Raw genomic sequence first — 12,616 nt, forward strand, 5'->3', positions numbered from 1 at the left:
CGGCTTAAAAGAGCCTGACAAAGAAGACCAGGCTCATCACCGTTCCGACCAGAATGACCACCGCGCGCACCACGGCAGGCGGCAGCGCGCGGGCCAGCGGCGCACCTGCATAGCCGCCAATGGTGGCGGCTGCCATCATCACCAGCGCCTGCGGCCATGCAACGATGCCGGCAAGCGCGAAAGTGGCGACCGAGATGGCCGAGAGGATGAAGGACAGACCGTTCTTCAGGCCGTTCATCGTGTTGAGGTCACGCATGCCCCAGAGCGAAAACAGGGCGAGCAGGACAATGCCCAGACCGCCATTGAAATAGCCGCCATAGATGGAGACGACGAGGGTGCTGATCCGCCCCTCACCTGCCTCGCCACCGCCCGAACCGTGGCGGCGCGCCCAGGTTTGAATGCGGGCGCCGAAGGCGAAGATGAGCGTGGCGGCTGCCAGCAGGAAAGGCACCACCAACGAGAACGCTTCGTTGGAAGACACCAGCAGCAGGAGCGAGCCGATCAGCCCGCCAATGGCCGTGAGGCCGGCAATGCGCAGAAGCCTGGACCGGTCGAAAGCCGCGAGCTCCGAACGGAAGCCCAGCGCGCCGCCCAGATAGCCGGGAAACACGGCGACGGCGCTTGTCGCGTTTGCCGCAACGACGGGCACACCCGTATAGACCAGCGCCGGGAAGGTGAGAAACGTGCCGCCGCCTGCGACCGTGTTGAGCGTGCCGGCAAAGAACGCCGCGACCGCCAGGATCAAATACTCTTCCATGCGTCCCCCCACGCTCTGAAAACCGATGTTGCATCAACCGTTTGGACCGCGGCGGATCCGAATGAACCACGGCGATCCAGAGCCACTTATCCGATCCGCGCGAATAGGGCCAATGGCCTGCGCCGGCGGAGCATTGGCACAGACGGGTGCGCGCGCACGGAAACAACGTGGGATAGTATGAAAAGAAGGCCTTCAGCCTTTGTTATGAATGTGACATTAGGGAAGTTCTCTGGAGACTTCGAACGTTTCGCCCCTGCGAAACCCTTTCGCGACACGCCTGGAAAGCATGATGGAGAACACCCCTGCGATCAACATGACCGGCTTTGTCGGTCCTGCGATCATGCTCCTTTTCGCCCTCGGCTTCGTCTGGGTGTGGCTCGTGGACCGGCGGCAGCTGAATTCCGCCATTCTTGCAGCCGCCTGCGCCTTCCTGAGCGTGGGCATGACCTTGCAGCTTCTGGAATGGCCGGCGGGGCCTGGTCCGAATGTGCTGTTTTCCGGCTTTTTCTATACGCTGGCCGTGTTGCTGGCGAGCGACGGCATGTTACGACGCGCCGGCAAACGGCTCAGCCTGTTAGCCGGCATCGGTCTGATGATCGCCATCATGGCGCCGCTCTGGTATTTCTCCTATGTCGAGCCCAGCCTGCTGATGCGCATCTATGTGCAGAATTTCGGCTATGGTGCCATACTTCTCGTCAACGCCCTGCGCCTGCGGCCGGCAAAGGGCGCAGGTGCTGCGGATCGGGTGCTCTTCTGGGTGCTGCTGGTCTTCGCCATTCACTTCTTTCCGCGCACGCTTTTCACCACCGGCCCCGCGATAGCGCATGACGGCATTGCGCCGGATGGCTCGCTGTTCTGGCAGACGCTCCAGCTCTCGCTCTCGGTGCTGGGGGCCATGCTGGCGCTGGCCGTGCTCGCCACCATTCTGACCGACATGATGGAAGACCTGCGGCGCGATCGCGACCGTGACGGGCTGACGGGCATTCTGAACCGCCGGGGTTTCGAGGAACGCGCCAACAGGCTTGTGAATTCGCGGCGCAGAGCAGCCATGTCGCTCATCGTGTGCGATCTCGACCACTTCAAGCTCCTGAACGACACCCATGGCCACAGTGCCGGTGATGCGGCGCTGAAGGTCTTCGGCACCATGCTTCTGGAGACGGCGCGGTCCACCGACATTGTGGGTCGGATCGGCGGCGAGGAATTCGCGCTGCTCCTGCCCAACACCGACCTCGCCGGCGCACGCGACATGGCCGAACGCCTGCGCCGGAACCTTGCAGCCGACGACTTTCCGCTGACGCAGAAGGGCATCGACCTTTCCGCAAGCTTCGGCGTGGCGGAGAAGGCTCCGCAGGACACGCTTGGCACGCTGTTCAAGCGGGCCGATGGCTATCTGTATGAGGCCAAAAACGACGGACGCGACCGCACCGTTGCGCGGGAGGTTTCCGAAGCCGCGCCGCACACGGACGCAACCCCGGCGGCAAGGCCAGCCGATCAGGCACCGGGCGTCTGAACGCGCTCACGCGCCAATGTCGCCCACAGCCGATAGCGTGCATTTGACGAAATCGCGCACGAACGGGTTTATGCTGTCCTCGCGCCAGGCCACCACCAGCGAAACCGCCTTGGGCAGCTTTGGAAGCTCGCGGTAGACCACCCCTGTCGTCGGCGTCATTACCACCCAGGACGGCACGATGCCGACGCCAATGCCGGCGGATGCCATCACGACGACCGTCATCGTGTGGCTGACCTCCTGAACCACTTTCGGTGCGAAGCCGGCTTTGCGGCAATATTGCAGGACCACATCCTGATAGCTGACACCGACGATCGATGAATAGGTGATGAAGTTTTCCTCACTCAGGTCTTCGACCTCGAGGTCTTCCTTCGCGGCAAGGGGCGAGTCTGCCGGCAGCACCGCGACGAACCCCTCCCGATACACTTCGCGATAGGTGATGCCGGACATGGTGCGGGGCGGGCGCACGAAGGCCACGTCGATCTTGCGCTCTTTGAGGAGCGCCAGCTGCTCCTCGGTGGTGTGGATCTGCATGTCGATCTGAACGGCCGGATTGCGCTGGCTGAACTCACGCATCGCATTCGACATAAAGGTGTAGAGCCCGACATACACGGTGGAGATGCGCAACCGCCCTGCCGAAAGCCCGCCGGCCGCCTGGGTTTCACGGAACCCCTCTTCCAGCGAAACGAAGATCTGCTGGGTCTTTTCAAACAGCACGCGACCGGCCGGCGTGAGCGTGACGCTGCGTGTCGTGCGGTCGAACAGACGAACGCCAAGCCGTTCTTCCAACTGACGAATCTGCTGGCTGAGCGGTGCCTGGGAGACGCCGAGCATCTCCGCAGCGCGGCCGAAATGCAGCTCCTGCGCGACCCGCATGAAATAGCGCAGATGCCGGAACTCAATGGCTCCCAGTGACTGCATTGCTCCTCCGCAATTCATATTCAAAACAGAAAAATAGCCTTCATAAATATATTGGACAAGCAATATTGGCACATGCTTCCGTAGTTCGAATTTGTTTGGGAGAGACTTCGTGAACGACCAAAAGCCGATCGATCTCGCACGACCGCTGCGGATCGCTGTTGGCCTCATGCTCATCGTGGTTGTGGGTGTGACGCTGCTGCAGATCATTCTGCGTTACTTCTTCAACGCACCGCTTGTCTGGAGTGAGGAGCTGGCAAAGCTTCTCATCGTCTGGATCGCCTTTATCGGCGCGGCCGCCGTCTGCTGGGACGGCCGCCATCTGAACGTTGATGTCTTCTTCCTGATGCTTCCGCAGAAGGCGCGCAATGTGGTGCGCTACATCAACGCCGGAATTTCCATCGGCTTTCTGGCCATTCTCGGATGGACCAGCGTCAAGCTGGTGATCCTGGAAAACATGCAGGACCTCTCGGCCCTGCCGCTTCCGGCAGGCGTGGTGCGGCTCGCAGCGACCGTTGGTGCGGCCCTGATGATCCTCGCGATCATCGGACGCATCGTCTACGTGCGGCCCATGCACCGCCAGACCGACCCGGCCTATGGCCATGAAGACCCCATGTGATCTGCGGACCAATCAATGCTGACAATTGCTATTATCGGACTGCTTCTGGTCCTTCTGTTCATGGGTTTGCCGCTGGTCTTCGCCATCGGCACATCGTCCATGGTGTATTTCTTCTTTGCCGACATCAATCTGGCGCTGCTGACCCAGCGCATGACGGCATCGGTCAACTCTTTCCTGATCCTGGCCATTCCGTTCTTCTTCCTGGCCGGCGAATTGATGAATGCGTGCAAGCTGACCGACCGCATCATCGCTCTGGCAAAGGCGCTGGTGGGGCATATCCATGGCGGTCTGGCGCAGGTGAACATCTTCGCCAGCCTGATCTTCTCCGGCATGTCGGGCTCGCCCACCGCAGACACGACCGCACTCGGCTCGGTGCTTATTCCGGCAATGAAGAAGGAAGGCTATCCAGGCCCCTTCTCGGCAGCCGTGACCGTGGCGTCTTCCATGGTGGGACCGATGATCCCGCCGAGCGTTGCACTGGTGATCTATGGCACGCTGGCCAATGTCTCCATCGGCCGCCTGCTTCTGGCAGGCATTCTGCCGGGCTTCGTGATCATCGGCACGCAGATGCTGTTCACCTATTTCTATGCGCGCAAACGCAATTTCCCGCGCTATGAACGGGCGACGATGCCGGAACTGGCCACCGCCATCAAGGGCGGCGGCCCGGCCATCATGTTCCCGGTCATCATCGTGGCTGGCATTCTGTTCGGCATCTTCTCGCCGACCGAGGCGGCGGCCGTGGCCGTGCTCTACGGCCTGCTGCTCAGCCTCTTCTACCGCAATGTAAAACTCGCCGACATCTGGGGCGCGATCCAGAACACGGCGCTGGGCTCGGCCCGCATCCTCTCCATCATCGCCGTTGCGTCTGCGTTTTCGTGGATCATGGTGCGCGAGCAGGTGCCGATGGCCATTGCAAACGGCATTTCCACCATCTCGGAGAACCCGGTCATCGCGCTTTTCGTGATCGTGGCGATGCTTCTGGGCGTCGGGCTTCTGATGGTCGCCTCTTCGGCCGAGATCGTGCTGACGCCGATCCTCGTTCCTGTGATCCTGCAGTTCGGCATCGATCCGGTGCACTTTGGCGTTTTGCTGGTGTTCAGCCTGATCATCGGCGGCGCGACCCCACCGGTGGGGGTGCTGATGTTCATCGCGCAGGACATAGCCAAGATATCCCACGGCCAGATGGTGAAGGCGATGCTGCCCTTCTACATCCCGCTGTTCACGGCGGTGGTGCTGCTGGTCCTGTTCCCCGAGATCAGCCTTTTCCTTCCCAACCTCGTGTTCGGGAACTGAGCGTTCAATGACTTTGGAGTCCATGCATAAATGAGTACCGTGAAGAAGCACCTTCTGGAGGACATGACCTTTCTGGAATTCCAGGAGCGCATGAGCGAGGATCCGGTGATCCTCATTCCGCTCGGCTCGCAGGAAATTCAGGGCCCGATGGTGCCCATGGGCGATTTCATGCTCACCCGCGAAATCGCCAGCCTCGTGGCCGAGAATACCGGGGCGATTGCCGCCCCGACCATGCCTTTCGGCTATGCGGAGTATTTCCGCTCCGTGCCGGGCGGCATCGCGCTTTCGGCCGACGCCTTCCGCGCCACGCTGCGCGACATGCTCGACAATTTTCTCGACCATGGCCTGACCAGGCTTGTGATCCTGAACGGGCACAGCGGCAATGCGCCCCTGATCGACCAGGTGATCCGCTCGGTGCGCCGCGATCATGACGTGCTGGTGCCAAGCATCAATCTGTGGCGCTCCATTCCCGACGATCTGTGGAAGGAACTTCATGGCGACTTCGGCAAGAAGGCGTTCGCCCATGGCGGAGATCCGATCACCTCGGTCTATCTGCACCTCTTCCCGGATCTGACGCGAATGGACGCCGTGGAGATCGATGCCGCGTTCGGCAAGATGCTCGATCTGCCGACCGCCGGTCTTTCCGGCGTGCGTTTCCAGGGAACGGAAATCGCACTGCCGGTCAATGTCGACGATCACTGCTCCAACGGCATTGCCGGAGGGGACGCGCGCAAATCCTCTGCCGACAAGGGCGCGCGCTTCGTCGAGCACCTCATCGCGTTCTGCTCCGACTTTGTCGAGCACATGCGCTCTGTTCCATCATCCACAGAACCGAAAGCCAAAGGGGAACTTGCAAAATGAAGATGAAGGCACTTGCACTCAGCGCCGTGCTTCTGGCGACCGCCAGCGCACAGGCCGATGAAATCCGCTACGCGCTCTGGGCGCAGCCCGGCGAAGCGCAGTATGAAGGCGCGATGGAATTCAAGCGCGTGGTGGAGGAAGGCTCCGACCACACCGTCACGATCTTCCCCGGCGACCAGCTCGGCACGCCGCGTGAGGTTTACGCGCAGATGGCGCTCGGTTCCACCCAGATGCTCGCCAGCGGCGACCCGGGCCTCAAGGAGATCGAGTATCTCGCCCTGCCCTATCTGATGAACGGCATCGACAACTACAAGAAGGTGCTCGACACGGACTTCGGCAAGGAGTGGAACGAGCGGCTGACCGCAGAGCGCCAGGTGCGCATGCTCGGCTTCATGCCGCGCAGCCCGCGCCAGATCAGCGCCAATGTGGTCATCAACTCGATGGACGATCTGAGCGGTCTGAAGCTGCGTGCGCCCGAGCGGGACTACTATGTGGAATCGCTGCGCGCGCTGGGCGCGAACCCGACGCCCATGGCCTTCGCGGAAGTTTACACCGCGCTCCAGACCGGCATTGTCGACGGTCAGGAAAACCCGGTCGAAACCATCTACGCCCAGAAGTTCTATGAAGTTCAGAAGGGTGTGGCGATGGTCGATTACATCAACAAACCCGCTTATGTCGTTATCAGCGACCAGTTCTGGAAGGGACTGTCCGAGGAAGATCAGGCGCTTCTGCAGAAGGCCAATGACGCTTCGACGGCCAAGGTGAACGAACTGATGCCCGACCAGACCAAGAAGTACATCGCCGAGATGGAAGCGGCTGGTGTGACCGTGACCCACCCGGACACCGCGCCCTTCATGGAAGCCACGCAGTCCGTGCGTGACAATCTGGGCAAGGGCGTCTGGGGTGAAGAGGTCTACAAGCAGATCGTCGAGATCGGCAAAGAGTAGTTCGAACCCGGCAGATACATTGTCTGGTGCGGCTTTGGCCGGTTCATCGTTTACCGGAAACGGTGAACCGGTCTGTCTGCCTGCTTCCCTGCGTCCATAGGAACGCACAAAGGACGAGCAAGTCTTTTGATGGAGCATCGGGCCGAAAACGGTTTCCGCTTTTCGGCCCGATACCCTTGTGACCGCGCCACCCATTTTTTCAATTTCAGGATTCAAGCAACGCCATGAGCGACACCCAGAACCTGCGCGAGCGCATCGACGAGATCACCGCCGAGATTACCCCGCGCCTGATCGAAATCCGTCGGCAGCTCCACGCCAACCCGGAGCTGGGCTTCGAGGAATATGAAACATCGGCTCTGGTGATGCAGGAGCTGACCCGGATGGATGTTGCCCATCGTTCGGGATTCGGCAAAACCGGCGTTGCCGCGACCATCGGCCAGGGCAATGGCAAGACCATTGGCATACGCGGCGATATGGACGCCCTGCCCATCGAGGAGACCGCCTCGCCGGAATATAAATCGCGCAATCCCGGCAAGATGCATGCCTGCGGCCATGACGCCCACACCGCCATCGCGCTTGGCGTGAGCCAGGTTCTGGCGCGTCTTTCCGACGTTCTGCCGGGCCGCGCGCTGATGATTTTCCAGCCCGCAGAAGAGGGACTGGGCGGGGCGCGCGCCATGCTGGAAGACGGCCTGTTCGAATGGGTCAAGCCGGACATCATGCTTGGCTATCACAACTGGCCGCTGATCGATGGCGGCACGATTGGCTATCATCCGAAGACGGCGTTCGCCTCCACCGATCCGTTCGACATCACGATCACCGGTCAGTCGGGCCATGGCGCGCATCCACATCTGGCGGTGGACCCGATCGTGGCGGCTGGCAATCTCGTGTCTTCCCTCCAGACCATCGTCGCCCGCGAGATCGCGCCGCTGGAAGCAGCCGTGGTGACCATCGGCTCGATCAAGGGTGGATCGGCGCGCAACCAGATTCCCGACAGCGTGACGCTGGAAGGCACCACGCGCAGCCAGAACCCGGCCGTGCGGGAAGCCGTGAAAGCGGCCATCGAGCGGGTATGTGCGGGCATTGCGCTCACACACCGGGTGACCTGCGAACCGACCTTCCTGACGGGCGTGCCGCCGGTGGTGAACGATCCGGACATTCTGCATCCCGTGCTTGAAAGCGCGCGGGGCATGCTGGGAGATGACAGGATCGTCGAGCTGCCGCAGGGGTCCATGGGCAGCGAGGATTACGCGGAGTTTTCCACCCGCGTGCCAAGCGCGCATCTGCGCATCGGCTCGCGCCTGAAAGACCGCAACACGATGCTTCATCGTAGCGATTTCGATCTGGACGAGGCCTGCATTCCGACAGCCGTGAAGACCATCGCGGCAGCGGCCATCGACCTGATGAAGGACTGACCGGCTGCCGGCATTACCGGCACCTGCAAGGCAAAGAAAAAGGCCGGGCGCGAAACGCCCGGCCTTTTTGCATCTTGTGAACCCGATCAGGCGAGCGCGCGTTTGGCCATGGCCTTGATGAGATTGGCGCGATAGGCGGCATCGCAATGGATGTCGGACATGAGGCCATCGGCGGAGACGGACACGCCATCCACGGCGGCAGAAGACCAGTCTTTCGAAAGAGCCTGCTCAAGCCCCTCATGGCGGAAGACGCCATCCGAGCCTGCGCCGGTGACCGCCACACGCACCGCGCCGTCACCGCCTTTCGCGACGAAAACGCCCGTCATCGCATAGCGCGAGGCCGGGTTTGGGAATTTTGCGTAGCCGCAGGTTTCTGGCGCGTCGAAGCTGACCGCCGTGACGATCTCACCCTCATCGAGCGCGGTGGAGAACAGCCCGGTGAAGAAATCATCCGCAGCGATCTCGCGCCGGTTGGTGTGGATCGTCGCGCCAAGCGCCATGAGGCCTGCCGGATAGTCCGCCGCAGGATCATTGTTGGCGATGGAGCCGCCAATCGTGCCCTGATGGCGCACCGCAGGATCGCCGATGCCGCCGGCGAGCTTGACGATTGCCGGGCAGACCTTTGCGAGCTCAGCATTCTCGGCGACGGCCGCATGCGTGGTCATCGCGCCGATGGTGACGCTGCGACCGGACACGCGGACGCCCACGAGATCGGCAATACCGCGCAGGTCGATCAGGTCTGACGGAGCGGCCAGCCGATGCTTCATGGTGGGGAGCAGCGTCTGGCCGCCGGCAAGAAGCTGCCCGTCGGAGGCTGCGGCGAATTTCTCCGCTGCATCGTCGACACTGGTGGCGCGGTGATAGGTTACGTCATACATGGCAGGCCTCCCTATTCTGCAGCGATCTTGGTTGAGGCAGCCTGCAACGCCGCCCACACGCGCGGCGGCGTGGCCGGCATCTGGAGATCGTTGTTGCCGATTGCATCGGTGATGGCGTTGATGACCGCCGGCGGCGTGCCGATGGCCCCGGCCTCGCCGCAGCCCTTCATGCCGAGCGGGTTGGACGGGCTCTTGGTGGAATGATGGTGGATGACGAAGCTCGGCACATTGTCGGCGCGCGGCATGGTGTAGTCCATGTAGCTGGCCGAAAGGAGCTGGCCTTCATCGTCGTAGACCACGGTTTCGAGCATGGCCTGGCCAACGCCCTGGGCGATGCCGCCATGCACCTGGCCTTCCACGATCATCGGGTTGATGATGGTGCCGAAATCATCGGAGGCGACGAACTGGATGATTTTCGTCTCGCCGGTTTCCGGGTCGACTTCCACCTCGCAGACATAGGTTCCTGCCGGGAAAGTAAAGTTTTCCGGATCGTAGAACGCGCCCTCCTTGAGCCCCGGCTCCATGCCGGCGGGCAGATTGTGCGCGGTGTAGGCGGCAAGGCCAACCTCGTGCCAGGCCATGGCGCGGTCCGTGCCGGCGACCTTCACCTCGCCATTCTCAACGACCAGATCGTCTTCGGAAACTTCCAGCACATGGGCGGCGATCTTCTTGACCTTGGCTTCGACCTTGTCGAGCGCCTTGACGATGGCCGAGAGGCCGACCGGGCCGGATCGCGAACCATAGGTACCCATGCCGAACTGCACCTTGTCGGTGTCGCCATGGACGATCTGGATGTTCTCGATGGGCAGGCCGAAACGCTCCGCCACCACCTGGGCGAAGGTGGTCTCATGCCCCTGCCCGTGGCTGTGGCTGCCGGTGAGAACCTCGATCGTGCCCACGGGATTGACCCGCACTTCCGCACTTTCCCAAAGGCCGACGCCCGCACCCAGCGAGCCGACGGCTGCCGAAGGGGCAATGCCGCAGGCCTCGATATAGGAGGCGAGGCCGATGCCGCGCAGCTTTCCGCGCTTGGCGGCTTCTTCGCGGCGGGCGGGGAAGCCCTTGTAATCCGCAGCCTCCAGCGCCTGATCGAGATTGGCGGCGAAGTCGCCCGCATCATAGGTCATGATGACGGGCGTCTGGTGCGGGAACGCCTTGATGAAATTGGCGCGCCGCAGCTCTGACGGGTCGACGCCCAGCTCCCGCGCCGCCGTTTCCATGATCCGCTCCACGAGGAAGCACGCCTCCGGGCGGCCAGCGCCGCGATAGGCATCCACCGGCGCGGTGTTGGTGTAGACCGTGCGCACATTGCAGTAGATGTTGGCGATGTCGTACTGGCCCGAAAGCAGCGTCGCGTAGAGATAGGTCGGCACCGCCGAGGAGAACAGCGACATGTAAGCGCCGAGATTGGCGACCGTATCGACCTTGAGGCCGACAATGCGGTTGTTCTCATCAAAGCCGATGCGCGCGGTGGAGACATGGTCGCGGCCATGCGCATCCGTCAGAAACGCCTCGGAACGGCTCGATGTCCATTTGACCGAGCGCTTCGTCTTCATGGACGCCCAGAGGCAAGCGATCTCTTCGGGATAGATGTAGATCTTGGAGCCGAAGCCGCCGCCCACATCCGGCGCGATGACCCGGAGCTTGTGCTCCGGCGCAACCTGATAGAAGGCCGACAGCACCAGCCGCGCCACATGCGGGTTCTGGCTGGTCGTGTAAAGCGTGTAGTGATCCTCCGCCTCGTCATAGGTAGCGATGGCCGAGCGCGGCTCCATCGGATTGGGCGACAGGCGGTTGTTGACGATCTCAAGCTCGGTAACGTGGGCTGCGCCCGAAAGCGCCTTGTCGACCGCCGCCTCCTCGCCGATGCCCCAGTCGAAGATCAAATTGCCGGGCGCATTCTCATGCACCTGCGGCGCGCCGTCCTTCAGCGCATCGACCGCGTGGACGACTGCCGGCAGCTCCTCGTAATCAACGACCACCGCTTCCGCCGCCGCACGGGCGGCCGCCTGCGTTTCGGCCACCACGAGGACAACCGCATCGCCCACATAGCGCACCTTGTCGGTGGCGAGCGCCGACCATGCGCCCATGTTCATGGGGCTGCCATCCCTGGAATTGACGGCCCAGCCGCAGATGAGATTGCCGATGCCGTCACCGGTGAGCTGCTTGCCGTTGAGGACCGCGATCACGCCGTCCATTTTCTCCGCCTCGGCACTGTCGATGCCGGTGACCTTCGCGTGGGCGTGGGGGCTGCGCACGAAGGCTGCATAGGCCTGCCGCTCATTGCGGATATCGTCGGTGTAACGGCCCTTTCCGGTGATGAAGCGCTTGTCTTCCTTGCGCAGGACGCGCGCGCCAATGCCTTGTTCCGTCATGTCTATCCTCCCTCAGCCTGCGGCCATCTTCGCCGCGCCATCCTGAATGGCCCGAACGATGTTGTGATAGCCGGTGCAGCGGCAGATATTGCCTTCCAGCTCGTGGCGGATCGCCTCTTCGGTCAGTTCCTTGCCGGCGGCCTGATAGCGGGCAACCATGTCGGTTGCCGACATGATCATGCCGGGCGTGCAGAAGCCGCACTGCAGACCGTGATTTTCCTTGAAAGCCGCCTGCATGGGATGAAGCTCGCCATTGGCCAGCCCCTCGATGGTGGTGACCTCGGCCCCTTCGGCCGACGCGGCGAGCGTGGTGCAACTCTTCACCGCGCGCCCGTTGACATGAACGACACAGGCGCCGCACTGGCTGGTGTCGCAGCCCACATGCGTGCCCGTGAGACGCAGATGCTCGCGCAGGAAATCCACCAAAAGCGTATTGTCCGGCACAGAGGCGCGCGCCGCCTTGCCGTTCACCGTCATCGAGACTTCGGTCATATATTCCTCCCTTGCCTTGGGCCGCGCCCGCGCCTGCGGGCCGGAATCCTAGGTTACGATCCGTCCTGCTCCTTCACATGGATCAACGAGATGGCAGGACAATCCATTGGCGCCATTGGCGCGTCCGGCCCATTGGCGCGTCCGGCGGTCTGCTTCGGCATGAAGCGCCGGGACGACGCCGGAAAACCGGATGAAATGTGCTGAACGCTTCTGTGGCTGTGCCGGGCGCACAGCAAAGATGCGGCATGCATGCGCATAGCGGCTGCCCTCACCGTTTCATGGAAACGGGGAAACGCCCACTCATCTTGATTTGTGGCAGGTCCAGAGGGGAGATTTTCCTCCATCTTCCCTGAAACCGCGCCAGCAATGCAATTCGCCAAACGAGGCCTCCCGCGCCCGATTGTGGCCGCGCAACGCGACCGAATGCATTTTCCAGTTCACTCCCGGAAATCATTTAAGCGGCGTTTTACTCGAATGCCAAGGCCCCTTTGGTATAGGGCAAGAAAAGGCCAAGATCAGAAGCCGTTGGGCGCAGGATCATGCATTTTGAAGGC

General features: G+C 62.2%; 11 protein-coding genes. 6 read left to right on the forward strand and 5 right to left on the reverse strand.

The features are described from left to right. Positions 1 to 4: 4 nt before the first annotated feature. The gene (locus tag NDI72_RS08625; protein WP_206993959.1) at positions 5 to 757 is read right to left on the reverse strand and encodes a sulfite exporter TauE/SafE family protein; all 753 of its coding nucleotides are present in this window, start codon (positions 755 to 757) and stop codon (positions 5 to 7) included. A gap of 289 nt (positions 758 to 1,046) precedes the next feature. Here NDI72_RS08625 and NDI72_RS08630 point away from each other — a divergent pair, with 289 nt between their 5' ends. Then, positions 1,047 to 2,267 carry a GGDEF domain-containing protein gene (locus NDI72_RS08630; RefSeq protein ID WP_283800230.1) on the forward strand — a complete coding sequence of 407 codons (1,221 nt, stop codon included), beginning with the start codon at positions 1,047 to 1,049 and terminating at the stop codon, positions 2,265 to 2,267. A 6-nt stretch (positions 2,268 to 2,273) separates the two neighbouring features. Here the strand turns inward: NDI72_RS08630 and NDI72_RS08635 are convergent, their stop codons facing one another. After that, entirely contained in the window at positions 2,274 to 3,185 is a 912-nt protein-coding gene (locus tag NDI72_RS08635; RefSeq protein ID WP_206546897.1) for a LysR family transcriptional regulator, read from the reverse strand. 109 nt (positions 3,186 to 3,294) lie between these two features. Between NDI72_RS08635 and NDI72_RS08640 the strand changes: the two genes are divergently transcribed. From NDI72_RS08640 to NDI72_RS08660, 5 genes are all read left to right on the forward strand, one after another. Beyond that, positions 3,295 to 3,801, forward strand: a complete 507-nt coding sequence (locus NDI72_RS08640; protein WP_206546896.1) for a TRAP transporter small permease — start codon at positions 3,295 to 3,297, stop codon at positions 3,799 to 3,801. Positions 3,802 to 3,816: 15 nt separating this feature from the next. Further along, on the forward strand, positions 3,817 to 5,094 hold the full coding sequence (locus NDI72_RS08645) for a TRAP transporter large permease (protein ID WP_283800231.1): 1,278 nt from the start codon (positions 3,817 to 3,819) through the stop codon (positions 5,092 to 5,094). 30 nt (positions 5,095 to 5,124) lie between these two features. Beyond that, a complete protein-coding gene (locus NDI72_RS08650; protein ID WP_283800233.1) occupies positions 5,125 to 5,955 on the forward strand; it encodes a creatininase family protein in 831 nt (276 codons plus the stop codon). After that, positions 5,952 to 6,902 carry a TRAP transporter substrate-binding protein gene (locus NDI72_RS08655; RefSeq protein WP_206546893.1) on the forward strand — a complete coding sequence of 317 codons (951 nt, stop codon included), beginning with the start codon at positions 5,952 to 5,954 and terminating at the stop codon, positions 6,900 to 6,902. The genes NDI72_RS08650 and NDI72_RS08655 overlap by 4 nt, the downstream gene beginning before the upstream one ends. A 224-nt stretch (positions 6,903 to 7,126) precedes the next feature. Next, positions 7,127 to 8,317 (forward strand): M20 metallopeptidase family protein, encoded by a 1,191-nt coding sequence (locus NDI72_RS08660; protein WP_283800234.1) that lies wholly within the window; start codon positions 7,127 to 7,129, stop codon positions 8,315 to 8,317. Positions 8,318 to 8,403: 86 nt separating this feature from the next. Here NDI72_RS08660 and NDI72_RS08665 read toward each other — a convergent pair whose 3' ends face one another. Genes NDI72_RS08665 through NDI72_RS08675 form a run of 3 tightly spaced genes read right to left on the reverse strand, consistent with a single transcriptional unit; the run spans position 8,404 to position 12,062 of the window. Next, complete coding sequence (locus NDI72_RS08665) at positions 8,404 to 9,195, reverse strand: FAD binding domain-containing protein (RefSeq protein WP_283800235.1); 792 nt, start codon at positions 9,193 to 9,195, stop codon at positions 8,404 to 8,406. Between the two features lie 11 nt (positions 9,196 to 9,206). Continuing rightward, the gene (locus tag NDI72_RS08670; protein WP_206544557.1) at positions 9,207 to 11,570 is read right to left on the reverse strand and encodes a xanthine dehydrogenase family protein molybdopterin-binding subunit; all 2,364 of its coding nucleotides are present in this window, start codon (positions 11,568 to 11,570) and stop codon (positions 9,207 to 9,209) included. A gap of 12 nt (positions 11,571 to 11,582) precedes the next feature. Continuing rightward, positions 11,583 to 12,062 carry a (2Fe-2S)-binding protein gene (locus NDI72_RS08675; RefSeq protein WP_113154102.1) on the reverse strand — a complete coding sequence of 160 codons (480 nt, stop codon included), beginning with the start codon at positions 12,060 to 12,062 and terminating at the stop codon, positions 11,583 to 11,585. Positions 12,063 to 12,616 lie beyond the last annotated feature (554 nt).

Source organism: Nitratireductor sp. GZWM139, assembly GCF_030068685.1.
GTDB classification, from domain to species: domain Bacteria; phylum Pseudomonadota; class Alphaproteobacteria; order Rhizobiales; family Rhizobiaceae; genus Nitratireductor; species Nitratireductor aquimarinus.

Bases quoted from the DNA above. Each gene is read 5' to 3' on its own strand.
- NDI72_RS08675 (WP_113154102.1), bottom strand. From the start codon at position 12,062: ATGACCGAAGTCTCGATGACGGTGAACGGCAAGGCGGCGCGCGCCTCT.
- NDI72_RS08665 (WP_283800235.1), bottom strand. From the start codon at position 9,195: ATGTATGACGTAACCTATCACCGCGCCACCAGTGTCGACGATGCAGCG.
- NDI72_RS08655 (WP_206546893.1), top strand. From the start codon at position 5,952: ATGAAGATGAAGGCACTTGCACTCAGCGCCGTGCTTCTGGCGACCGCC.
- NDI72_RS08635 (WP_206546897.1), bottom strand. From the start codon at position 3,185: ATGCAGTCACTGGGAGCCATTGAGTTCCGGCATCTGCGCTATTTCATG.
- NDI72_RS08650 (WP_283800233.1), top strand. From the start codon at position 5,125: ATGAGTACCGTGAAGAAGCACCTTCTGGAGGACATGACCTTTCTGGAA.
- NDI72_RS08625 (WP_206993959.1), bottom strand. From the start codon at position 757: ATGGAAGAGTATTTGATCCTGGCGGTCGCGGCGTTCTTTGCCGGCACG.
- NDI72_RS08645 (WP_283800231.1), top strand. From the start codon at position 3,817: ATGCTGACAATTGCTATTATCGGACTGCTTCTGGTCCTTCTGTTCATG.
- NDI72_RS08630 (WP_283800230.1), top strand. From the start codon at position 1,047: ATGGAGAACACCCCTGCGATCAACATGACCGGCTTTGTCGGTCCTGCG.
- NDI72_RS08670 (WP_206544557.1), bottom strand. From the start codon at position 11,570: ATGACGGAACAAGGCATTGGCGCGCGCGTCCTGCGCAAGGAAGACAAG.
- NDI72_RS08660 (WP_283800234.1), top strand. From the start codon at position 7,127: ATGAGCGACACCCAGAACCTGCGCGAGCGCATCGACGAGATCACCGCC.